Here is a 22,619-nt window from a genome sequence, read left to right on the forward strand (position 1 = left end):
GCCGCGGCCCGGGACGAGGCGGCCAGGGCGCGGCGCGACCTCGCCGCCGCCGTCGCCGCCATCGGCCTCGACCCCGGTGACCTCCCGCTCGCGGCGTTGGCCAAGGCAGCCGGGAACGCCCTTGAGGCCGCTGCCGAGCATGCCCGGACCGCCGCCGTGGCGGCGGCGGCCGTCCGCGACCGCCAGGCCGATATCGATGCGCGGATGCGCCATGCCGTCGCCGCCGAAACCACCATGGCGACATGGCGCGCCGCCTGGGAGACGGCCCTCGCCGCCACCTGGTTCGCCGACCGTGGCGGCAGCACTGGTGCCGTCCGCGCCCTGCTCGACCTGCTCGCCGGCCTGCCGGCCGACCTGCGGGCGCGCGACGACGTGGCCCACCGCATCGCCGCCATGGAGGCCGATTGCCGCAGCTTCGTCGACGACCTCGCCGCGCTGCACGCGGCCCTGGGCGAGCCCTTCGACCAGGGCACGGCCCTGGCGGCGGCCGAACGGCTCCTCGGCCGCCACGAGGCCGCCCGGCTGGAGCGGAAACTCCAGCGCGACACGCAGGACAAGCTCGCCGCCCTGCGCGCCGACAGGCAGGCGCTCGACGCCGAGATGATCGCCCATAAGGCCGAGAAACAGGCCCGTCTCGCCTTTTTCGGGGTCGACGACCTCATGGCGGTCAATGCCCGGATCGAGGCCTGCGCGCGGCGCGACGGGCTCGTCGCAGAAGCCGCCAGCCTTGCGACCCGCCTGACCGGCGAGATGCAGAGCGTCGCGCTGGACGAGGCGCTCGCCAAGCTGGACAGCCTCGCCGCCGACGGGCTGGAGGTCGAGGCGGGCGCGCTTGGCGCCAGGATCATGCAGGGCGAGGCGCGGGCCCGCGAGCTCTATGGCGAGCGCACGCTCGCCGCCGAGCGGCTTCTCGCCATTGGCGGCGATGATTCCGTCGCCCGCATCGAGGCCGAGCGCCGCGTCGTCATCCTCGAAATCGAGGATCTGGCGCAGCGCTTCCTGCGCCTGCGCACCGGCCGCATCCTCGCCGACCACGCCCTGACCGCCTATCGCGACCGTCACCGCAGCGCCATGATGCAGCGCGCCTCGGAGGCGTTCCGCCTGATCACCCGCGACGCCTATCTCGGCCTGACGACCCGGGCCGAGAAGGAGCGCGAGGTCCTGATCGCCCTGCCGCGGGAGGGCGGCTCGAAGGCCGCGCAGGACCTGTCGAAGGGCACGCGGTTCCAGCTCTATCTGGCGCTGCGCCTCGCCGGCTACGAGGAATTCGCCGCCATGAGGCCCGCGGTCCCGTTCATCGCCGACGACATCATGGAGACCTTCGACGAGATGCGGTCGGAGGAGGTCTTCCGGCTCTTCGGCCGCATGGCGACCATCGGCCAGGTGATCTACCTGACCCACCACCGTCACCTCTGCGACATGGCCGCCCGCATCGTACCCGGGACGCGCATCCACGACCTGACGCCTTGAGACAGGCAACATGCCCGCCCTGCGGATCGTTGCCATCGGCGCGGCGCTGATCGCGCTGTTGCTGCAGGCCTGTCCGGGCGGCTGAGCGGCAGGCCGGCCCGGCGGCCGGCTTGCCTTCGCCTCTCCGGCTTTATGCCGCCTGCGCCATGGTGGGCAAGGCTTCCCAGGCAAGGCCCGGGCGGTAGCGGCTGTGGACCCGGCCGTCCTCGAGGACGAGGAGGTGCAGCCAACCATTGTCGAAGAGGGCGCGCACCCCGTCATGACGGCGGAGGATGTCGCTGATCGCCGCCCGCGGGGCCTCGACGAGGACGGAGAGCCGCAGGGGTTCATGGGCCAGGGCTTCGCCGTCGTGCACCGCCTGCCAGGGCAGCCCGGGCCGCAGCGTGCCGCCATTGCCCTGCACCACACCGATGCCGCCGGTCACATTGTGGATCAGCTTGTTGCCCCCGCCGAAGACGGCCGGTGCGACCACCGAGCCGTAATATTGCAGGCTGATCCAGCTCGCCACCACCACGGGTGCGGTCAGGATCAGCTCGAGCGTGCCGAAGCCGTCATCCCCACGCCAGTCATAGTCGTGGAGGAAGGCGCGGCCTCCGAGATCGACCCCCGCCGTGGCGCCGCGGGGGGCCGCCACGAAGGCCGCACAGCCGGCAAGCCCCCATTCCGGCCGCACCTCCGCCCAGTTGCGGGCCCGGACGGCAAGGCCTGATGAAGCAGCCCCCGGCAGGCGCAGCGCACGTTCCGACCGGGCCAGCGCGCCCGCCTGCTCGAGCCAGGCGACCGCCTGTGCGACAACCGGATCGGACGCGCCCTCCGGCAGGTCGAAGAGCATCACCGCATCGGTCGTCGTATCATGGAGACCGGCGATGAAACGCGTATCCGCCGGCAGTGCGATGCCGTGGTCCGGGAGGCCGGCGCGGGCTTCCGGGTCGTTGAGCAGCGTGGCAAGCAGACGCGCCGAGACCTCCCCGGTCTGGCCACCGCAGGCACCGCAATGATAGGCGCTGGCATGCGGGTTGTTGGTCACACGGGCACCGTGGCCGATCAGCAGCACGAGCGGGGCATGATCCCGCGTCAGGCTCATCGCCTTCAGCACGGCCGCCGCCGTGGCGGCCTTCTGCGTGGCCGTCAGCTCCTGTTCGAGCCTCGGGACGGGTTCGCAGGCGAAGCCCGATCCGCCGAGGCCGAGGGCGTCCCGCACCAGTTTCCAGCCATAGGTAGGGCCGCTCGCCTCCACGAAGGCGAAGGACGAGACGGCGGCCTGACGGAACCGGCCCCAGGCCCGTGTCGTGCGAGCGGCGATCCGCGAGGCCTGTTCGCTGGCGGGATCGCCCTGGCTCTGCGAGAAGAGGCCGGGCGTCAGCAGAACCGGCAGATGGGCCTGCCGCTCATCCGTGCCATGGGGCCGGTGCGCCAGCGGCAGGCCGAAGAACCCGGCAAATCCATGCGTCGCGATCCGCGCATCGAGCCCCTCAAGGGCGCGGCGGAAGACTTCCGAACGCACGTCGATGCAGAAGGCGGCCTGCAGCGCCGGCCGCCCGGCCCGCGCCCGGGGTCCGGTGAGGGCGGCCGCGAGCCGGCGCTGGTGGGCGCGCTCCGCCGCCTCCTGCAGGATCGCGTCGATGACCTCGTCCTCGCTTGCCACAAGCGACCGGCCATGGGCGGCGAGGGTCTGCCGCCAGGTTTCCGCGACAGCGGGCGCATGGGCGAGCAGCGCCTCTTCCCAGACGAGGCGGATCGCCAGCAGGTCCGTCAGCGTGTCGTCGCTGCCGCCGGCCAGTTCGGCCTGCCACAGCAGCCAGCGCGCGTGCTGGGCCCAGCCGCCGAGATCCATCAGCAGCCGGTGAAAGGCGGTCTCCGCAGCCGCCTCGGTCATGTCCAGCCTCTCGCAGGCGCGCAGGATGGCCCGCTCGGGCGTATCGGGCGCTGCGGCGACATGGGCGCAGAAGCCGGTCAACCCCGCGACCTCGGGTGTCAGGTCATGGATCGCCCATTCGCGCCAGGCGGTGAAGGCGGACTTGCCCGGCGCCGGGGACCAGAGCGCCTGGCCGCGGTCGAAATGGCTTCCGGCCCACAGGCCGATGCAGCGGGCGGTCACGCCGGGCCAGTCGGTTCCGGTGGCAGCGGCGGCGAGCCCACCCACCGTCGGGAGGGCTTCCGGCTCCGGTCCTGCGACCGCGAGGGCGGCCCTGAGGACGCACGGTTCCGCCGGCTTCAACGGGGAGACTGACGCTGCCAGGGCCGCAGCGAGATCATCCTCCGTGATCCTGCCGGCCGCCACCTCGGCGGCATAGTCGGTCCGCCGGCGGGTGACGCGGATGCCGGCGACACGGGCGAGCCGCGCCGCGCAAACGGCGAGGTCTTCGCCCGTCTGGCCGAGGAAGGGATTGACCGCCACTGTCGCATCCAGCGGGAAGGCGGGGGGGATGGCACGGGCGGCGGCCGCGGCGGCCTTGAGCAGGCCGGCGATCCTGGCAGGGACGATGTCGTGGGTTTGCGCGAACATGGACGTTCTCCGGCTCAAAGGGGTTTTGCGGTCCGGAAGCCGCCGATCAGGCGGTCCAGAAGGGCGTTGAGGTAGAGGCCGTTGGCGAGGTGGACGCGCAGGCCAGCCGAAGCGGGGTGATGGGCCCAGAGGGGGAACAGCGCCTGGGCGAAGGCGACAAGGCCGAACGAGGCCACGGCGAGGACGATCAGGGCCAATTCCAGCGCGCCGGGATCGGGCGGCGGTGGCAGGGCCGCTCCCCACAGCGCCGCGGCGAGGGCCTGGAAGCCGAAATAGGCCAGGGTGGCGGCGGCCGAGGCGGCCAGCATGCGCCAGGTCAGGGCGGTCGGGGCGGTGTCGGCCATGCCCTGCGCCACAAGGTAGGCGACGCCGAAGATCAGCATCGCTCCCAGGGCGAGCGCCTGGGCCGACTTGTCGCCCGCCACCAGACTGAACCCGGCCGCCACCAGTGCATAGAGGGTGATGGCGAGCGCGAAGCTCCGGCCGACGGCCACAAGTCCGGGCACGGCGACCGGCCCCGGCTTGCGGATGGCATTGACCGCCTCGACCGCCGTGCCCGAGGCGAGAAAGGCATGCGCCTTGTAGAGCGAATGGGCGACGATGTGCAGGAGGGCCAGCGTCCACAACCCAAGTCCGCATTGCAGGATCATGAAGCCCATCTGCGCCACGGTCGACCAGGCCAGCGCGGTCTTGACGGCACTCTGGGTGAGCATGACGACGGCACCGAACAGCGCCGTCAGCCCGCCCAGCAGCACCAGCGCGGCCATGGCCCCGGGACTGGCCTGCATGACCTCGGCCAGCCGGATCAGCAGGAAGCCACCGCCATTGATGATGCCGGCATGCAGCAGGGCCGAGACGGGGGTCGGCGCCTCCATGACCTCGGTCAGCCAGCCGTGCAGCGGAAAGGCGGCGGTCTTGAACAGCGCGGCCAGCACCAGGAAGCCGACGGCGACCTTCGCCGCCAGGGGCAGGCCGGAGGCGGCAGCCTGTGTGAGGGCGGCGATCTCGGCGGTTCCGAAGGCGATCCACAGGCCCGTCGCCGCGATCACCAGCGCCGCGTCGCCCATGCCCCAGACGAGGGTGAATTTCGTCGCCGCCTGCCGCGCCTCGGGCCGGTCCGGATAGAACAGCAGCAGATGGCGCAAGCCCAGCCCCACCAGGGCGAAGGCCGCGACGAGAACGAGGAGCGTTCCGGCCTGGACGAGCAGGAGAACAGCGGCCAGCGTCGCCAGCATGAACCCGTGGAACAGACCCTCGCGCGCCTCGCCATCGACATAGGTGCGGGTATAGCGGACGACGATCCAGCCGACGAAGGCGACCAGGACCGTCATGGTGGCGCTGATCGCATCGAGGCGGACGCCGAGGGCAAGCGGCCCGTCGAGGATCATGGAGGTCGCCGGACCGGCCGCGACCAGATGCGCAACGCCTGCTAGGGCGAGCAGCAGGGACAGCGCGGCGGCGGCCTCGGCGACGCGCGGGACGGCGGCCGGACGCCGGCCGGGCCGGCTGAAGGCGAGGCCCGCGGCGATGACCAGGACGGTCACGGCCAGCAGGCCGAAGGGTGGCAGGGCGGTCATCGGGGCTCTCCGTTCCGGTTGGCGGGGAGCGGGATAGCGTGCCGGGAATTTTTATAATAATACATATATTCGCGATTATCGTTCTACAAAATCGAACAATGGCCCTTCTCAACCTTCACCATCTGCGTCTGTTCCGGGCTGTCGCCCTGGACGGCACGCTCACCGGGGCCGCCCGGCAGCTCAGGCTGTCGCAATCGGCCCTGTCCTCCCAGCTGCGCACCCTGGAATCCGCGCTCGGCCACGCACTTTTCGAGCGCCGCGGGCGTGGGCTCGTGCTCACGGAAGCCGGTCGGATAGCCCTCGACCACGCCGAATCCATCTTCCGCACCGCGGCGGATCTGACCGCCACCCTCAGCGAATCCGGCCGGACGCGGCGGGCGTTGCGGGTCGGCGCCCTCGCCACCCTGTCGCGAAACTTCCAGATGCAGTTCCTGCGGCCGCTGATCGGCCGCGAGGATGTCGAGGTGGTGCTGCGATCGGGATCCCAGGCGGAGCTGTTGCGCGGGCTGGAGGGCCTCGCCCTCGATGTCGTGCTGACCAACCTCGCCCCGGCGCGCGATGCGGTGAGCCCCTGGCTCATCCACCGCCTCGACGAGCAGCCGGTGAGCCTGGTCGGCAGCCCGGCGCGGGTGGGCGATCCGCCGCGGGCGCTGACCGACCTTCTGGCGACAGAGCCGCTCATCGTGCCCACCGCCGACACGGCCATCCGTGCAGCCTTCGACGCCCTCACGGCGCGGCTCGGGATCAGCCCCTCCATTGCGGCGGAGGCCGACGACATGGCCATGCTGCGCCTGCTGGCGCGCGCGGATGCCGGACTTGCCGTCCTCCCGCCGATCGTCGTCCGCGACGAACTGGCGACGGGCCGCCTGGTCGAAGCGGCGGCGCTTGAGGGGCTTTTCGAAACCTTCCTCGCCGTGACCCTCGCCCGTCGCTTTCCCAATCCGCTGCTTGCCCACGTGCTCGCCGGGGCGGCCTGACGACCGCGTGGAGGCACGCCCCGGAACGACCCGGGACGGGCCCGCCTGCTCCAGATCAAAGGGACAACGACTGTGCGGTTACCGGTCGGGGCGGACATGGGTGTCCGCTCCCAGGTCGCCGTATTCGTTCAGGGGCGTGCCGCGGACGCGCCCGCTGCGACACCGGCAAGATAGACCGCGGCCACCACTGGAAAAGCCTTCGATCCCGCAGCTGAATCGACGATCGCCTTCAGCGGTCCGCCATCCCGGGCCTTCTGCGAGTCCTCGTAAATCTGCGTGGCACTGTCCTCGATCTCCTGGAGGGTCAAGGTGCACGCGACGCGACCGACATCCGTCGTCACGGCCGGAACACTCTTTGAGCGCTGCAGATATTGATGCGCGAGCTGTATGCCGGCTCCCGATGCGACGCCGAGCGCCGCTGCCGCCAGAACCGGAAACGCCTTCGGCACCGGCGCCTCGCCCTTGGGCCCCGGCAATGCCGACGCCGCCAGTGCCGGCATGTGCAGCCACGAGACCGGCATTGCCATCATCGCGGCTCTGATTTCGTCCCTTGCACTCATGGTATCGCTCCTAGCTTAGACGTGGGTCGACTGCACTGTCCTGCCGCAACGGCTTCCTCCGGCCTCCGCCGGGACGTTGCTTCGACGGTCAAGGCGCGGGCACAACCTCCTCCCCGGGGGTCTTCGCGACGCGCTGCAAAATCCGCTCGATTTCGCTGACATGCCGCATCACCCGCCGGGCGGCGCCCGGGCCATCGGCAGCCGGGAGCAACGTCCCGCCGCGGCAGTGCGGGCATTCCACCTCGCCCGCGTAGAAGAACTGATCGCAGTGCTCGCACAGCACGAGTTCGTCCAGCCGGGCCGCGGTCCCCGGCGCCAGATCGTCAAAGGCGTCGCGCGCGAAGATGTCCTGACCGTGCAGCCTGCCTTCGGCATCCTCGACCATGATCTCGAAGCGGCCGTGATCAAAAGGCACCCGCTTGTCCGGCGCTTCCCGCTGGACGATCACTTCGCGCCAGCCGCGCTCCTGCAGCCGCAGCACGCGGTAATGGCAGAATGGATTGTTGCCGGGCCGGCCGGTGAGCACATGCGCCGTCCAGCTGCAGCCGGCGCGGCAGACGGGGCCATAATAGCACTTGGCGCAGAAGCCCCAGCGTCGGGCGCGGCCCTCTGCCGGATCGCGCATGAACCGCAGTTCCGCACTTTCGTTCCAGATCTGCGAGAATGGCTTGTCTCGGATGTTTCCGCCGGCATAGGACGCCGTCGGCAGTGACGGGCAGCCCTTGATCGTGCCGTCGGCTTCGATCCCGAGCCCGGCGCGGCCCGCCTGACAACCACCATAATATTCCGGCCGCCCCGAAATGCTGCGCCAGGCCGCCTCATAGGGGCCGAAATAGCCGATATTGTTGCCGGGGATGAGTTGCAGACCCCGTTCGAGACCATAGCGGAACAAGGCGAACAGCTCGGGCAAAAGGGCATGGAGTTCGTAGGGCTGCAGGATCAGTGAGGGATCGTCTGCCGCATGGCCCATCGGCACTGTCAGCTGGATCTGCCAGGCGGTGGCGCCGGCTGCGATGATCGTATCGAGCACCTGGCGCATGTCCCCGGCATTGCGCCGGTTCACCTGCGAGTTGGCGGTGGCCATGATCCCGTGCTGGCGCGCGTGGCGAATGGCAGCCACGGCCTGCGCATGACTTCCCCCGACCCCGCGCAGGCGGTCATGCGTCTCCGGCCCACCATCGATCGATACGCCGATCGTCTTCAGTCCGGCACGCGCGGCTGCGATGATTTTGGCCTCGGTCAAAGCGCGGGCCCCCGTCTGCAGACCGCAGAGGATGCCCTGGCGGGTGAACTCCTCCACCAGTACCAGCCAGTCTGGCCGCAGGTAGGCCTCGCCGCCGATGAGGACCACCTCCCGGGTGCCGGCGCGCGCGAGATCCCCGATCAATGAGAGGCATTCGGCGGTGGTGAGCTCCCGGGTCCGCGGCGCGCCGGCCCGTGATCCGCAATGGCTGCATTTGAGATTGCAGGAAAGCGTGACCTCCCAGACGACGTAACGCGGCTGCGGGCCCGGCAGCCCATCGTCCGGTATCGCCCTCACCGGTATGCGGCCGTTCGCACGCGTCATGTCGGGAACCCGCTCAAGCCAAATACACTCTTGACGTGTATAGTGATAAATTTATAATTCCTGATTGTACAGAGCTCAGGAGGGGGACGTGGCAGAAAAAAGTGTCCCGGGTGGCGTGATGCTTGTTTATGGCGTGGCCATCGGTGGTGCGGTCGCCCGCGGCAATGTCTCGCTCGAAGAGCTGGTCGCACTGCGGTCGCACGCCAAGGCGATCATCGATGCGCAAGGCGACCTCGCGGCGGCCCTGACGGTGCTCGACACGGAGATCGCGAGCCGCGGCGGTTCCGCCGGCGCCAAGTCCGTACCGCCGCAACCCTCGCCGGGCGAGCGGTTCGTCGTCCAAATCGTCGGACTGCCGATTCCGCCGGCGGCCCAGCAGAGGATCGAGGCGATCATCAACGAGACGGTGACGAACGCCCTTGCCCGCCACGACGCCGGCGGCGATCTCGTGATCACACCGCTGTCGCACATCAAGGCGTTCGGCGGCCGTCTTGGTGGCAGCACCGCCGGCATGATCGCCGTACCGCGCGACATGATCCGCTGAGAGCTGGGGGGGGGTCCTATGGCTGAAAGATCTTTCGCAGGCGGCATGATCGCTCTCTATGGCGTTGCCATCGGCAACGCCTTGTCGCCCCAGAGCAAGGGGCAAACATCCGTCGACGACCTGATCATGCTGCGCGACCAGACCAGGGCGATCGTCGACGCCCAGGGCGATCTGGTGACCGCCCTCAGCGAACTGGAGGCCGAGATCGGGCGCCGTGGTGGCGCCAAGGCCGAACCGCCGGCCGAGGAACGCTTCATCGCCCAGATCGACGGGCTGTCACTGCCCGATGCGGTGAAGGTCGAGATCGAGCAGTCGCTGTACAAGGCCGTGATGGCGGAGATCGCCAAGCTCGACACCGGCGGCGACATGGTGGCGACGCCCTTGTCGAAGGCCAAGTTCGCGCCGTCGATCACCGCTCCCTTCTTCCCTGGCGGCACGACCATGGGCCTCGTCGTTCATGCCCTGCGTCGAGAACGATGATGGGACGTGAGCTTGCGCCATGCCTGACGTGAACACGCCTGTTCTCTGTCCGAGTTCGCGCTGCGAGGACGGTCATGTCTTGCTGGGCATCGTGAATGCCCAGGGAAGCATCGATTTCATCGCCGAGCGCATCGCAATCGATGCGGACTTCGTGGCCGCGGCCAGGGAAGGACGGCCGCCGGAGCAGCGCTTCCGTTTCTCCTCGCCGTGCCTGAAACGCGGTTGTGAAAAATGGGATGGCGAGCGCTGCGGCGTTGCCAGGATTCTGCATGAGCGCGCTCCGCATCTGCTGCCGCCGGAACCGGACGCGGCGCTGCCGCATTGTTCGATCCGCGCGAACTGCCGCTGGCATGGCGAGTACGGCGACTCCATTTGTTCGGCCTGTTCGTGGGTCATCACCGAACGTAGCGATCGGCTCGCGGCCCTCGGCGAACCGGCACCGGTCGACATCTGATTTTTATGGAGCGGACCATGGCGAAGGGCCTGTCGCTGCATATCGGCCTCAATCGGATTGACCCGAGCCACTATGCGGGTTGGAGCGGAACGTTGAATGCCTGCGAGAACGATGCGCGCGCGATGCAGGAGATTGCAGCGACGATGGGATATCAGACGGACATCCACCTCAGCGAACAGGCCACGCGCGGCATCGTCACGGAGTTTCTCGCCAGGGCCGCCAGAGATCTGACAAGCGGCGACATGCTGTTGATCACCTATTCCGGACACGGCAATCAGGTGCCGGACCTCGATAGCGACGAGACCGACAACCTTGACGAGACCTGGTGTCTTTTCGACGGCCAGATGATCGACGACGAACTCTACCGCATGTATGGCGCCATCGCCGACGGCGTGCGCGTGCTGATCCTGTCGGATTCCTGTCACAGCGGCACGGCGACCAAGGCGATGTTCTATCAGAGGGCCACGGCCTCCGGCTTTGCCGGCGTGACCGACATCGCGATGGTGGGTAGGACAGCGGCCAAGGCTGTCACCTACGGTCCGAAATTCATGCCGCCTGACGTCGCGATGCGGACCTATGAGAAGAACCGCGCCTTTTATGATCGCATCGGCCATGCGCCCAAGAATGCCCCCGGCGGCGAGAAGGGCGAAGCGGCGAGAGCCAGCATCCGGCTCATCTCAGGGTGCCAGGACAATCAGTTGTCCTACGATGGCGCCATCAACAGCGTGTTCACCGCCGCCCTGCTGCTGGTCTGGGACAACGGCAATTTCAAAGGTGACTACGCCGACTTCCACACTCGGATCCAGCGCAAGATGCTGCCGACCCAATCGCCCAATCATTACAAGGTCGGCAAGCAGGATCATGCCTATGACCGCCAGCGGCCGTTTACGATCTAGAGCGCCATGGGATCATGGCTGGATCGTACCCTGCTGCGTTGAAGTAGTTCCGGCATTCGGCGGGCGGGAAGCGGTCGATGAGGCGGCCGATCGCGGCCCAGAGCCCGTCCACGGTTCGATCGGCGGCCTTTCTGAGCAGGCCCTTGAGTTTGGCGAAGGCGTTTTCGATTGAAATGAAGTCGGGGCTGTGGGGTGGGAGGTATTTGAGCTCGGCGCCGGCGGCCTCGATCATCTGGCGTCAGCGCGGCCCCTTGTGGCTCGACAGGTTGTCCATGACGACGATGTCGCCTGGCCTCAGCTCCGGCACGAGGACCCTGGCGACATAAGTCTCGAAGGCGTCGCAGTTGATCGGCCCGTCGAGCACCAAGGGCGCGATGAAGCCGCGGAGGGTCAGCGCGCCTAGACATCCAGCACCATAGGAGAAGCTCTGGCTCCATAAGGCGACTATTGGATTGACGCCCTGCACGGACGTGCTTTGTTACTACATCGTTGTGACGGTGACGCTCGAATCGGGCCGAATGAGATGGAGCCAAAACATGCAAGCTGCTGCACTGGCGTTTGCCATCCTCATCGCATCAGTCGGAACGGCAGCGGCAAGTTGTAATTCATCTTTTGCTGGAACCTGGCGCGGCACACAGACGGATGTCGGGGGCTCTCAGCGCGCCATCACCATCACGATGCGTCCGGACTGCAGCTATACCTGGGTAACGAGCCGAACGACGACTGAAGGGCAGATCACCGGCAGCGGGCAGCAGATGGGCTATCGAAACGCGGCGGGGAGCGTCGGTAGCGTTACCGGGAACAACCAGCGTCTGACGTTCCGTCATTTCCGGGACAACTATACAGTCGCGATCACTCGCCGTTAGTGAATTTTGCCCTTGGATGAATTCAATGGTGGCCTTGCGGCTTGTAGGTCTGCTTCCGCAGTCGGTCTCGGTTTAGGTGTATGGATGCGGGGCGCCCCGCTTGGGCATTGGACGGGGTCAGATTGACACCAATCTCACGCCGACATTCTTTCCCCCAGGTGTTCTGGCCCGTTGAGAGGACCAGACCACGGCAGCTGGTTCACGGAAAAGCAGATCATCCGGATTCTGAAGGAGCACGAGGCCGGGATCCCGGTCTCGGACCTGTGCGAGCCAAGCACGGGGTCAGCGACGCAAGCATCTACACGTGGAAGGCCCGCTTCGGCCGGATGGACGTGTCGGAGGCCAAGCGGCTGAAGGCCCTCAAGGACGAGAATGCCAACCTGAAGCGGATGCAGGCCGATGCAATGCTCGACAATCTCGCGCTGAAGGACCTTCTGGGAAGGAAGCGGTGACGCCCGCTGCCGAGCCGAGAGCTGTCGCCACCTCAGGGACACCCATGGAATGAGCGAATGGCGGGCGTGCAGTATCAAGGGCTGTGGTGGCTGACCCCGCGGGTATTCCCAACGGGTTTGGGACGACAAGTGCCAAGCATGGAAATATCCAGGCTGGTCTGGTCCCCGCTGAGCTCGGCCCAAACCACTGACCCCGTCACGCAGGGTCGATCAATCGTGGCGGTGGAGTCGAACTTTTCGGGCCTGGAGTCGAAGCTTCGGGTTCACGGACGCCGCCCGACGGCTCAGGCGTCGACGGTGGCGCTCAGGGCATTGTCCTGGATGAAGGCGCGGCGCGGTTCCACGACGTCACCCATCAGCTTGACGAAGATGTCGTCGGCCTCGTCGACCTCCTTCACCTTCACCTGCAGCAGCGAGCGGGCGTTGCGGTCCAGCGTCGTCTCCCAGAGCTGCTCGGCATTCATCTCGCCGAGGCCCTTGTAGCGCTGCAGCTTGATGCCGCTGGCGCCGGCCTCCTTGACCATCTCGAACAGCGAGATCGGACCGTCGACCTGGGTCTCCTGGGTCTTGCGGCGGAACTTGGCCGGCCTGTCGAAGACGACGCCGAGGCGGGCGGAATGTTCGTCGAGCTTGCGGGCCTCGAGCGAGGCGATCAGCGGGGCGTCGAGCATGGCGACTTCCTTGACGCCGCGCACGGTGCGCGAGAAGCGATAGCGCTCGCCGTCGAAATGGCCCTCCCAGCCGCGCTCGATCTCGTCGGAAATGGCGTCCAGCCGCTGGGCGATCTTCACGGCGAGTTCCTGCGCCCGCGCCGGCTCCTTCATCGTCTCGGGGTTGAGCGCCCCGGCGATGGCGGCCTGTTCGACCACCGAGGGATGGTAGCGCGAATGGACCGCACCAATCAGGTTCTTCACCTGGCGGGCCTCCTCGACGATGGCGGCGAGGTCGGCGCCGGCACAGGTCTCGCCGGTGCCGAGGACGAGAAGACTGTCCTCGAGCCCGCCATTGACCAGATAATCGTCCAGCGCCCGCTCGTTCTTGATATAGGTCTCGCTCTTGCCCCGGCTCACTTTGAACAGCGGCGGCTGGGCGATGTAGACGTGCCCGCGGTCGAGGATCTCCGGCATCTGCCGGAAGAAGAAGGTGAGCAGCAGCGTCCGGATATGCGAGCCGTCGACGTCGGCGTCCGTCATCAGGATGATCTTGTGATAACGCAGCTTGTCGATGTTGAACTCGTCGCGGCCGATGCCGGTGCCGAGCGCCATGATCAGCGTGCCGATCATCTCCGACGACAGCATCTTGTCGAAGCGGGCGCGCTCGACATTGAGGATCTTGCCGCGCAGCGGCAGCACCGCCTGGAAGGCGCGGTCGCGGCCCTGCTTGGCGGAGCCACCGGCCGAGTCACCCTCGACGATGAAGAGTTCGGACTTGGCGGGGTCGCGCTCCTGGCAGTCGGCGAGCTTGCCCGGCAGCGAAGCGACGTCGAGTGCGGTCTTGCGGCGGGTGAGTTCGCGCGCCTTGCGGGCAGCCTCGCGGGCGGCGGCGGCTTCCGCCACCTTCTGCACAATCGTCTTGCCCTCGGCAGGGTGTTCCTCGAACCAGGTCGACAGCGCCTCGTTGAGGATGCTCTCGACCACCGGTCGCACCTCGGAGGAGACGAGCTTGTCCTTGGTCTGGGATGAGAATTTCGGATCCGGCACCTTGACGGAGACGATGGCCGTCAGGCCCTCGCGGCAATCATCGCCGGTGAGGTCCACCTTCTCCTTCTTGGTCACGCCGGAACTCTCGGCATAGTTCGTCACCTGCCGGGTGAGCGCCCCGCGGAAGCCGGCGAGATGGGTGCCGCCGTCGCGCTGCGGGATGTTGTTGGTGAAGCACAGGACGTTCTCGTGGTAGCTGTCGTTCCACCACAGCGCCACTTCCACCGTGATGCCGTCGCGCTCCGACTTGAGCATGATCGGGTTCGGCACCAGCGGCGTCTTGTTGCGGTCGAGATAGCGGACGAAGGCCTCGACGCCGCCCTCGTAATAGAGTTCGACGCGTTTTTCCTCGGCATGGCGCCGGTCGGTCAGCACGATGCGCACGCCGGAATTGAGGAAGGCGAGTTCGCGCAGCCGGTGCTCCAGGGTGGGGAAGTCGTATTCCACCATGGTGAAGGTTTCGGTGGAGGCAAGGAAGGTCACCTCGGTGCCGCGCTTGCCGTTGGATGGGCCGACCTCGATCAGCGGGGCGATCGGGTCGCCGTGGCGGAACTCGACGAAATGCTCCTTGCCGCCGCGCCAGATCTGCAGCTTCAGCCAGCTCGACAGCGCGTTGACGACGGAGACGCCGACGCCGTGCAGGCCGCCGGAGACCTTGTAGGAATTCTGGTCGAATTTACCGCCGGCATGGAGCTGGGTCATGATGACCTCGGCCGCCGAAATGCCCTCGGTCGGATGGATGTCGGTGGGAATGCCGCGGCCGTTGTCGGTGACCGTCACCGAATTGTCGGCGTTCAGCGTCACGGTGACTTCCGTGGCATGGCCGGCGAGCGCCTCGTCGATGGCGTTGTCGACGACCTCATAGACCATGTGATGCAGGCCCGACCCGTCGTCGGTATCGCCGATATACATGCCGGGGCGCTTGCGGACCGCGTCGAGGCCCTTGAGGACCTTGATGCTGTCGGCGCCGTAGTCGGCTTCGTTGATCTCGGTACGAACGGGTTCGGCCATGAGCCTCAGTCTCTCCTTCGGCAGGCGCCAGGCCGTCACGGTGCCCGTGGAAGCCTGGCGATTCGGTCCGGCATTTTAGCTGGAACGGGTCGGGGTGTCCTCACGCGCACGCAGGCGCGTGGCAACCGCTACCTCTCCTTAGGCGCGAAAGGCGGAGAATGAAAGGCGGGGCGCTTGTGCGGAATTTTCTCGAATCGGGGTCATATTCTACAACCATGTTGAGGATTGCTTAGCGCACCCCTGTTACAAGCGGGAAACATCACCGGAACGATCGATCGCGTGCGTTTTCGCATTCAGCATCTGCAATGGTTGGGTGGCATTGTCGCCGCGGCGGCCTGTGTGGCGCTCGGTGGCCTGTCGCTGCAGACCAATTTTGCCGATCACGCACGTTTCCAGCGGGGCACCGAGCAGCTCGCCCGTTTCCATTCGGTCCTGGTCGCCGCCCATGCCATCTCCGCCGAGCGTGGGCCGGCCAATGGCGCCATGGGCGGAGCCGAAGAGAAACAGCCGATGCTGACCGCCGCCCTGGCGAGCAAGCGGGCCGAGACCGACAGCCGGATCGCCGCGATGGAGGCAAGCTTCGCCGGCGAGCGCGGCCGCTTCGCCGAGATCGACGCGCTCCAGTCGGACATGCTGAGCCGCCTTGCGGCCGGGCGCCGGGCGGTGGACGCGGTGATTGCCTTGCCCTCGGTGGAACGCAGCGGCACGCCGATCAGGACGGCCATCGAGGCCATGTTCGCCGCCGCCGACGCCTCGGCCACGCTGCGGGACCGGCTGGGCCGCGAGATCGTCGCGGGGACGCCGCAGGTCGCCACCCACGTGCTGCTGAATTCGATCGCCGGCAACCTGCGCGAGGAGACCGGGCGGCTCGGCTCCTATGTCGTCATGCAGCTCTCCGCCGACCCCGACCAGCGCCGGCGGCTGGAGGTCCAGTTCGTCGCGACCCGCGCCCGCCTCGAGCTCATGTGGCGGGCCCTGGCGAGCTATGCGGGCGCCGTCCTGCCGGATATCGGCGTCGACGAGGCCATCACCGCCGTCGAGCGGGACTATTTCGCCACTGCCCTGCCCTATGCCGAAAGTGTCATCCGGGAGACGTCGCTGGGGACCGCGCCCGACGCCGACGCCTTCACGCGCGTCTATGTGCCGGGCATGCGGCCCGTCGAACTGCTGCGCGAGCGCATCGCCACCACCTCCCGCGCGACCATGGAGGCGCTGCGCCACCAGGCCCTGATGCTCGCGCTGGCCTCGCTGCTGCTGACCGCCGTCGCGATCGGGGCGATCGTGGTCATCGCCGTGATCTTCCGCGACGGCCTGTTCCATCCGCTGCTGCACGCCCACCGGCAGATCGTCCAGATCGCCCGGGGTGATCTCTCCGACCCGCCGCCGATCCGCAACATCAGCGCCGAGGTCCGGACCATGTTCGCCAGTCTCGACCTGCTCCGCGAGCAACAGCGCCAGCGCCTGCAGCTCGAGGAGGACCAGCGCCTGATGTCGGAAGCCCTGCGGCACCTGTCGGAAACCGACATGCTCACCGGCCTGCTCAACCGCCGCGCCCTTACCGAGGCCGCCGAACGGGCGCTCTACGAGTCGGATCGCCATGGCGCACCGGTATCGGCGATCCTCTTCGACATCGACCACTTCAAGGCGATCAATGACGGCCATGGGCACGCCGTCGGCGATCTCGTGCTGAAGACCATCGCCCACAGCCTCCGTGCCGTGGCCGGTGCGGATGTCGCTTTCGCCCGCCACGGCGGAGAGGAATTCCTCATCCTGCTCGCCGACGCGCCGAAGGACGCCGCCATCGCCCTGGCGGAACGTCTGCGCCTCGCCATCGAGGCGATGACCGTCGACACGATGCCCGGCCTGCGGGTCACGAGCAGCTTCGGCGTCGCAACCCGGACGGCCGGCGCGATGATGTCCTGGGAGGAGCTGGTCGCCAGGGCCGATCGCCGCCTTTACCGCGCCAAGCAGGAGGGGCGGAACCGCGTCTGCGGCAGCGACGAACAGCCGGCCGCGCCCCGGGCTGCGACCGCCGAGACCACATGGTTCCCGCAAATGGCCAAGGCGGCCCGCTGAACCCGCCCGGCGAAACGCGCCGTCACGCCGACAGGAGCTTCTCGATCTCGTGGATCGGGTGCGCGGTCAGGTCCTTCGCCACCTCGGCGGTGACCCGGTCACTGACCTCGCGATGGAAGGCCTTGCGCAGTTGGCCGAGCACCTTCGGCGGGGCCACCACGATCAGCGCCTGGAAATGGCCCGCCTTCGCGTGCCGGTAGAGCCGCTCGGCGCTCTCTCCCACGAAACGGTCCTCGGCAAGCTGATGCCAGTCGGTCTGCTCCATGGCGCTGCGCTGGGCTCCGGAACTGGCGAAGGAACGGCCCGGCCGGTCGGTGCCCTGGTCGTGAGTCGCCGGATTGTCCTGGGCGAAGACCTGCTCGACCTCCAGACGGACATGTTCGGCATCGCCCTTGTTGCGCAGGAACAGGGCCTTCGTGCCGTCACCGACGAAAACGAGAGCCTGATGCGGAATTCTGATCTCGGTCATCTGTCGTCCTCCCTGCGCGTCGCCTGACAAACCAGCCGCGATCCCCGTCGTTCCGGCCGGTGACGGTCCGTCCGACCGACGGGATGCCCGGCTGCCATATCCGCGCTATCTTTCTGCGCGACTCAAAAGCCCTCCATGCGCTCGATCAAACGGGCGCCCCCCGATGCCGGACTCCCGGGAGCCGTTATGACCGCCATCACCCGCCGCAGCCTCGTCGCCGCTGCCGCCACCCTTGCCCTGCCGGGATTGACCGGACCCGCCGAAGCGCGCGCCTTCGAGGCCTTCGTCGCCAGCCTCTGGCCGGCCGCCTCCGCCGCCGGCGTCTCACGCGCCGCCTTCGACCGCGCCTTCGCCGGCGTCCAGCCGAGCCCGAGGGTCATCGAGCTGTCGCAGCGCCAGCCGGAATTCCGCCGGACCATCGGCGACTATGTCGACGTGCGCGCCTCCAACAAGCGCGTCACCAACGGCCGCGCCGCCCTCGCCCAGCACGGCGCCACCTTTTCCGCCGTCCAGAGCCGTTACGGGGTGCCCTCCGAGATCATCTGCTCGATCTGGGGCAATGAAACCTCCTACGGCACCTCGCGCGGCGACCACTATGTCATCCAGGCCATGGCGACCCTCGCCGCCGCCGGCCGCCGCACCGACTTCTTCCGCCGCGAACTGATCGCCGCCCTGCGCATCCTGCAGGCCGGCGACACGACGCCGCAGAACATGATCGGCTCCTGGGCGGGCGCCATGGGGCATGTGCAGTTCATGCCGACGAGCTTCCACGCCTTCGCCGTCGACTTCACCGGCGACGGACGGCGCGACATCTGGACCTCCATCCCCGACGCCATGGGATCGGCGGCGAATTATCTGCGCCGCAACGGCTGGACGCCGGGCGTGCCCTGGGGCTTCGAGGTCCATGCGCCGGGCCTTGCCGGCAACCGCGCCCAGCGCAAGAGCTTCGACGGCTGGGCCGGGGACGGCGTGCGCCGCATCGGCGGCGGTCCGATCTCCGGTGGCGCCCAGGCCGCGCTGTGGAAACCGGCAGGCGAGAGCGGCCCTCACCTGCTGGTGACCAGCAATTTCAACGTCATCAAGCGCTACAACAACGCCGATTCCTATGCCCTCGCGGTGGCCCATCTCGGCGACCGCATCAAGGGCGCGGGCCGCTTCTCGAAACCCTGGCCGCCCGGCGAGGGCGGCCTCACCCATGCCGATCGCGAGGAGATCCAGACGCGCCTCAACCGCCTCGGATTCGACCTCGGCGATGTCGACGGCATTCTCGGCGACAAGTCCAAGGCGGCGGTGCGCACCATGCAGGGTCGCTTCGGCATGTCCCCGACCGGCGAGGCCGACCGCGCCTTCCTCGAGCGGCTGCGGCGGGGCTGAGGCACAGGCATTCGGTCACCGCCGCGCCGGGGGCATCTGCAGTCGGCGATACTGTTACGCTAGAGCCCCAGTCGTCAGCTTGCGCAGCTCCCGCAATTGCTCCCGAACACTCGCATGCACTTTCTGCAAGTCTAATAACAATACCTCCGGTCCCGCCATGCGAGGGCCGAGATCCATGCGCAGAAGGGAAAGTTTTTCCTGTGAATTTCCGACATTATTAAAGCTGTAAGGCTCCAGGCTAGCCAAAGCCTCTCCCACCAACGTCTTACACGGTGAAAGGTCGCTCACGATTTTCCCCACCCTACGTTCAATCAAGCGTCCATAGTCATCATATCCATATTCGCTCAAATCTGATATATCAATGTCCTCAATATGATTATTTAGAATTGCAATTTTACTCAACTCATCGTTCAGGATTGTCAGGTGAAATTTAGATCCCATGAAATCTAACGGTTTCACGCAATTTGAAAAACCCTTAAAATGCTCGATTACGCTATTTGTAAATGTAATAGCGTCTCCAATTGCGCATTCTAAAATTGATAACCGCCGAATTCTAGGCTGAAGAGCGAGGAGTTGGGCTGCATTGGCTTGCCTCCGAGCCTCTACGCTCTGGCGATAAGCAAAATATGCAGCGACTGACGCCGCGATAACCGCGAATAACGCCCCCGCTGCGTTGACCCATTGGCGGAAGCAGACCAGCACCGACTCTGCATCGCAGAGAGCGGTCCCCGGGATGATGTTGACCAAACTCCAGAAGACAATACCCGAGGCCAAGGTTGCCAAGAAGAGAAATGGCAGCCGATCGAGGGAACGCTGCCGGTGGGACGATGGATGGCGGCTTTTCTCACGCCATTCCAAGAATAACCAAACTGTTGTGGCCACTAGAAGAGGGATGCCGAACGAAAGCGCGAGCAATGGCAAAACTTCCTCCGCAGCTAAGAAGATGGAGGATTCCGCGGACGCCACGAAATAGCAAACGAACGATCAACGGGCCGGCGGCGCGATGGCGAGGTCGATCATCGCCGCCGGGGTCTGGACCCGTCGCGCCGGCCATGGCTTAACTGTTCATCAAGCATGCGCGTTGTTCCACTGGAGCGAGGACGGGGGCGTTCGGGACGTGAGGCGCTTGGCATGAAACGCGGATATGGTTCTCCGGCAGTGCTGACGGTGGTGGCCGCCCTCGCGGCGACGGCGCCCGCCGCCGCCCAGGGCAGCTTTTCCGACTGCCTGCGCGGCCTCGAGCAGCAGGCCAGGGCGCGCGGCGTGCTGCCGCAGGTCTTCGCCCAGGCGACCTCCGGGCTGACGCCGGACAATTCGATCCTCGCCCTTCTCGACCGGCAGCCGGAATTCTCGCGCCAGCCCTGGGAGTACATCAACGGCCTCGTCGCGGCGAACCGCATCGCCGAGGGCCGGCGCATGCTGCAGACCCACCGCGCCGCCTTCGACCGGGCCGAACGCGAGACCGGCGTCGACCGCCACATCATCGCGGCGATCTGGGGCATCGAGACGAGTTTCGGCCGGACCAAGGGCAATACCAGCGTTGTCAGGGCCACGGCGACGCTCGCCTGCTACGGCCGCCGCCAGGACTTCTTCCGCGGCGAATTCGTCGCCGCGCTGCAGATCATCCACCAGGGCCATGTCTCGCCGGCGAATTTCCGCGGCTCCTGGGCGGGGGCCTTCGGCCATACCCAGTTCATGCCCTCGACCTTCCTCAGGGCGGCGCGCTCCGGCTCCGGATCGCAGCGCATCGACCTCATGGGCTCGGTGCCCGACGCCCTGATGTCGACCGGCAACCTGCTGCGCGCCGAGGGCTGGCAGGCCGGCCAGGGCTGGGGCTACGAGGTGGTGGTGCCGCCGGGTCTCGACTTCACCCTCGCCGGCCGCGACCGGCCGCAATCCATCGCCCAGTGGGAGGCGCGCGGCCTGCGCCGGGTCGCCGACCGCGCCTTTCCGCGCAAGACGGACCAGGCCTTCCTGCATCTGCCCGGCGGCGCCCGGGGGCCGGCCTTCCTGATGCTGCCGAATTTCCGGGTCATCATGAAATACAACAACTCGGAAAACTACGCGATGGCGGTCGGCCATCTCGCCGACCGGCTGCGCGGCGGCGGCGGCTTCGCGCAAGCCTGGCCGACAGCCGAGCGGGCGCTGTCGCAGCAGGAGCGGATCGAGTTGCAGCAGCGCCTCGCCCAGGTCGGGCTCTATACCGGCAATGTCGACGGCAAGCTCGGCGCCGGAACGCGGGAGGCCCTGCAGCGCTTCCAGGCCCGCGCCGGCATGCCGGCGGACGGCTTCCCCACCGCCGCCATGCTCCAGCGGCTGCGCCGCGGCGGCTGAAGCCGGGGATAGATTTCGCCGCGTCGCAGAATTTTGCGGCGGAAACATCCGGTCTGCGGCGATCGCCGCCACGAACTTGTCCCCGAATTCCCGACCGGTGCTAGAATGCGCCGGTGTTGGACGAGGAGCACGGCATGATCGTGATCGGGTTTCGCAAATGGCTGCTCGGCGCCTGCCTCGCCTTGGCGACCCTTGTCGCCGTGCCGGCCGAGGCCCAGTCGCCCTATGTCGACGAGCGCTACCCGCATCTCTTCGCCCCGCGCGACCAGCGCCCCCGCCTGATCCGGATTCCGCAGGGCTCGCGCGTCGTGACGCCGCGTGTCGCCCGCCCGGCCGAATCCCTGCGGCCGCCGCGTGAACAGGCTGCAGCGCCGCCGGCGACCGATGGCGCCGAAGCGGCCGCCGCGGCGGCCGCGCCCACCACCTTCGTCCTGGTCATGGGCGACAATCTCGGCGAATGGCTGGCCTATGGGCTGGAAGAGGCCTTCGAGGACGTTCCCGAACTCGGCGTCGTCGACAAGACGCGCCTGTCCTCCGGCCTGACGCGACCCGAATTCCACGACTGGGTGCGCGCCGTTCCCGAGACGCTGGCCGCCCAGGAGAAGGTCGATTTCATCGTCATGATGCTCGGCGCCAATGACCGCCAGGCGATCCGCATCGAGCGCGAGACGATCGACCCGGACAACGAGCGCTGGCGGGGCCTCTATGCCGAACGGGTCGGCCAGATCATGCAGGCGATGAAGGCGCGCGGCGTGCCGGTCTACTGGGTCGGCGTGCCGCCGCTGCGCGGCCAGCGCACCTCCGCCCACATGCAGATGCTCAATGCCATCTACAAGGAACAGGCCGAGAAGAATGGCGTCAACTTCGTCGATGTCTGGAACGGCTTCATTGACGAACATGGCAATTACACGCAGTTCGGGCCCGATTTCGCCGGCCAGGTCCGCCGCCTGCGCACCGCCGACGGCGTCCACTTCACCGTCGCCGGCGCCCGCAAGCTGGCACTCTTCCTCGAACAGGATCTCCGCCGCGACCTGCTCGGGCGGATCACGCCGGCGCTGCCCTCCGGAACCGACCCGGCCGGCCTGCCGCAGGCGGATCTGCCGGATGCACCGGTCCCTGTTGCGCCCCGTCCCGCCGCCGGGCCCGTCCTGACGCTGCATGGAACGCCGACCCTTCCCCCCGGCACGGCGCCGGACACCGCGACACCCGCACCCGCCCAGCTCTTCGGCGCCGGCGGCGCCCGGCCCCCCGCCGGCATTGCCGCCGCGGTGCTGGTGCGCGGCGAGGCCCCGCCCGTCGTCCCAGG

17 protein-coding genes and 3 pseudogenes are annotated in these 22,619 nt (G+C 67.6%); 12 read left to right on the top strand and 8 right to left on the bottom strand.

The window, feature by feature from the left end:
- A pseudogene (locus Q0C57_RS20490) lies at positions 1–1,470 on the top strand (hypothetical protein); the annotation flags it as partial.
- 130 nt (positions 1,471–1,600) lie between these two features.
- Here the strand turns inward: Q0C57_RS20490 and Q0C57_RS20495 are convergent.
- Positions 1,601–3,976, bottom strand: a complete 2,376-nt coding sequence (locus Q0C57_RS20495) for a YbcC family protein (protein ID WP_296579621.1) — start codon at positions 3,974–3,976, stop codon at positions 1,601–1,603.
- Positions 3,977–3,990: 14 nt separating this feature from the next.
- A complete protein-coding gene (locus Q0C57_RS20500; RefSeq protein WP_296579624.1) occupies positions 3,991–5,553 on the bottom strand; it encodes a proton-conducting transporter membrane subunit in 1,563 nt (520 codons plus the stop codon).
- 98 nt (positions 5,554–5,651) lie between these two features.
- Here Q0C57_RS20500 and Q0C57_RS20505 point away from each other — a divergent pair, with 98 nt between their 5' ends.
- Positions 5,652–6,530, top strand: a complete 879-nt coding sequence (locus tag Q0C57_RS20505; RefSeq protein ID WP_296579627.1) for a LysR family transcriptional regulator — start codon at positions 5,652–5,654, stop codon at positions 6,528–6,530.
- Between the two features lie 128 nt (positions 6,531–6,658).
- On the opposite strand, the gene Q0C57_RS20510 is transcribed toward Q0C57_RS20505, so the two are convergent.
- Together Q0C57_RS20510 and Q0C57_RS20515 are read right to left on the bottom strand one after the other, a co-directional pair.
- Positions 6,659–7,090, bottom strand: a complete 432-nt coding sequence (locus Q0C57_RS20510; protein WP_296579631.1) for a hypothetical protein — start codon at positions 7,088–7,090, stop codon at positions 6,659–6,661.
- Positions 7,091–7,178: 88 nt separating this feature from the next.
- Positions 7,179–8,657, bottom strand: a complete 1,479-nt coding sequence (locus Q0C57_RS20515; protein ID WP_296579633.1) for a radical SAM protein — start codon at positions 8,655–8,657, stop codon at positions 7,179–7,181.
- Positions 8,658–8,745: 88 nt separating this feature from the next.
- Here Q0C57_RS20515 and Q0C57_RS20520 point away from each other — a divergent pair, with 88 nt between their 5' ends.
- The 4 genes from Q0C57_RS20520 to Q0C57_RS20535 all read left to right on the top strand — a co-directional run bounded on the left by Q0C57_RS20520 (position 8,746) and on the right by Q0C57_RS20535 (position 11,031).
- Entirely contained in the window at positions 8,746–9,201 is a 456-nt protein-coding gene (locus tag Q0C57_RS20520; RefSeq protein ID WP_296579635.1) for a DUF1843 domain-containing protein, read from the top strand.
- 45 nt (positions 9,202–9,246) lie between these two features.
- On the top strand, positions 9,247–9,681 hold the full coding sequence (locus Q0C57_RS20525) for a hypothetical protein (RefSeq protein ID WP_296579637.1): 435 nt from the start codon (positions 9,247–9,249) through the stop codon (positions 9,679–9,681).
- A gap of 79 nt (positions 9,682–9,760) precedes the next feature.
- Complete coding sequence (locus tag Q0C57_RS20530; protein ID WP_296579640.1) at positions 9,761–10,135, top strand: hypothetical protein; 375 nt, start codon at positions 9,761–9,763, stop codon at positions 10,133–10,135.
- A gap of 17 nt (positions 10,136–10,152) precedes the next feature.
- On the top strand, positions 10,153–11,031 hold the full coding sequence (locus Q0C57_RS20535) for a caspase family protein (protein WP_296579642.1): 879 nt from the start codon (positions 10,153–10,155) through the stop codon (positions 11,029–11,031).
- Here the strand turns inward: Q0C57_RS20535 and Q0C57_RS20540 are convergent.
- Positions 11,021–11,413 (bottom strand): annotated as a pseudogene (locus Q0C57_RS20540) (transposase); the annotation flags it as partial. The gene Q0C57_RS20535 and the pseudogene Q0C57_RS20540 overlap by 11 nt on opposite strands.
- Positions 11,414–11,567: 154 nt before the next feature.
- Between Q0C57_RS20540 and Q0C57_RS20545 the strand changes: the two are divergent.
- Together Q0C57_RS20545 and Q0C57_RS20550 are read left to right on the top strand one after the other, a co-directional pair.
- Positions 11,568–11,897: a hypothetical protein gene (locus Q0C57_RS20545; RefSeq protein ID WP_296579645.1), complete on the top strand. Its 330-nt coding sequence runs from the start codon at positions 11,568–11,570 to the stop codon at positions 11,895–11,897.
- A 171-nt stretch (positions 11,898–12,068) separates the two neighbouring features.
- A pseudogene (locus Q0C57_RS20550) lies at positions 12,069–12,419 on the top strand (transposase); the annotation flags it as partial.
- A gap of 214 nt (positions 12,420–12,633) precedes the next feature.
- Here Q0C57_RS20550 and gyrB read toward each other — a convergent pair.
- The gene (gyrB, locus tag Q0C57_RS20555) at positions 12,634–15,060 is read right to left on the bottom strand and encodes a DNA topoisomerase (ATP-hydrolyzing) subunit B (protein ID WP_296579649.1); all 2,427 of its coding nucleotides are present in this window, start codon (positions 15,058–15,060) and stop codon (positions 12,634–12,636) included.
- 279 nt (positions 15,061–15,339) lie between these two features.
- Between gyrB and Q0C57_RS20560 the strand changes: the two genes are divergently transcribed.
- The gene (locus tag Q0C57_RS20560; RefSeq protein WP_296579650.1) at positions 15,340–17,136 is read left to right on the top strand and encodes a diguanylate cyclase; all 1,797 of its coding nucleotides are present in this window, start codon (positions 15,340–15,342) and stop codon (positions 17,134–17,136) included.
- A gap of 22 nt (positions 17,137–17,158) precedes the next feature.
- On the opposite strand, the gene Q0C57_RS20565 is transcribed toward Q0C57_RS20560, so the two are convergent.
- Positions 17,159–17,605 (bottom strand): host attachment family protein, encoded by a 447-nt coding sequence (locus Q0C57_RS20565; protein WP_296579653.1) that lies wholly within the window; start codon positions 17,603–17,605, stop codon positions 17,159–17,161.
- A 186-nt stretch (positions 17,606–17,791) separates the two neighbouring features.
- On the opposite strand from Q0C57_RS20565, the gene Q0C57_RS20570 reads away from it, so the two are divergent.
- The gene (locus Q0C57_RS20570) at positions 17,792–18,979 is read left to right on the top strand and encodes a lytic murein transglycosylase (RefSeq protein WP_296579656.1); all 1,188 of its coding nucleotides are present in this window, start codon (positions 17,792–17,794) and stop codon (positions 18,977–18,979) included.
- Positions 18,980–19,033: 54 nt separating this feature from the next.
- Here Q0C57_RS20570 and Q0C57_RS20575 read toward each other — a convergent pair whose 3' ends face one another.
- Complete coding sequence (locus tag Q0C57_RS20575; RefSeq protein WP_296579659.1) at positions 19,034–19,894, bottom strand: hypothetical protein; 861 nt, start codon at positions 19,892–19,894, stop codon at positions 19,034–19,036.
- Between the two features lie 216 nt (positions 19,895–20,110).
- Between Q0C57_RS20575 and Q0C57_RS20580 the strand changes: the two genes are divergently transcribed.
- Both Q0C57_RS20580 and Q0C57_RS20585 read left to right on the top strand, forming a co-directional pair.
- Complete coding sequence (locus tag Q0C57_RS20580) at positions 20,111–21,313, top strand: lytic murein transglycosylase (protein WP_296579661.1); 1,203 nt, start codon at positions 20,111–20,113, stop codon at positions 21,311–21,313.
- 134 nt (positions 21,314–21,447) lie between these two features.
- Positions 21,448–22,619: DUF459 domain-containing protein (locus tag Q0C57_RS20585; RefSeq protein WP_296579664.1), on the top strand; the 1,172-nt coding region annotated here is incomplete at its 3' end.

The organism is Phreatobacter sp. (genome assembly GCF_022843985.1).
In the GTDB taxonomy this organism is placed as follows: domain Bacteria; phylum Pseudomonadota; class Alphaproteobacteria; order Rhizobiales; family Phreatobacteraceae; genus Phreatobacter.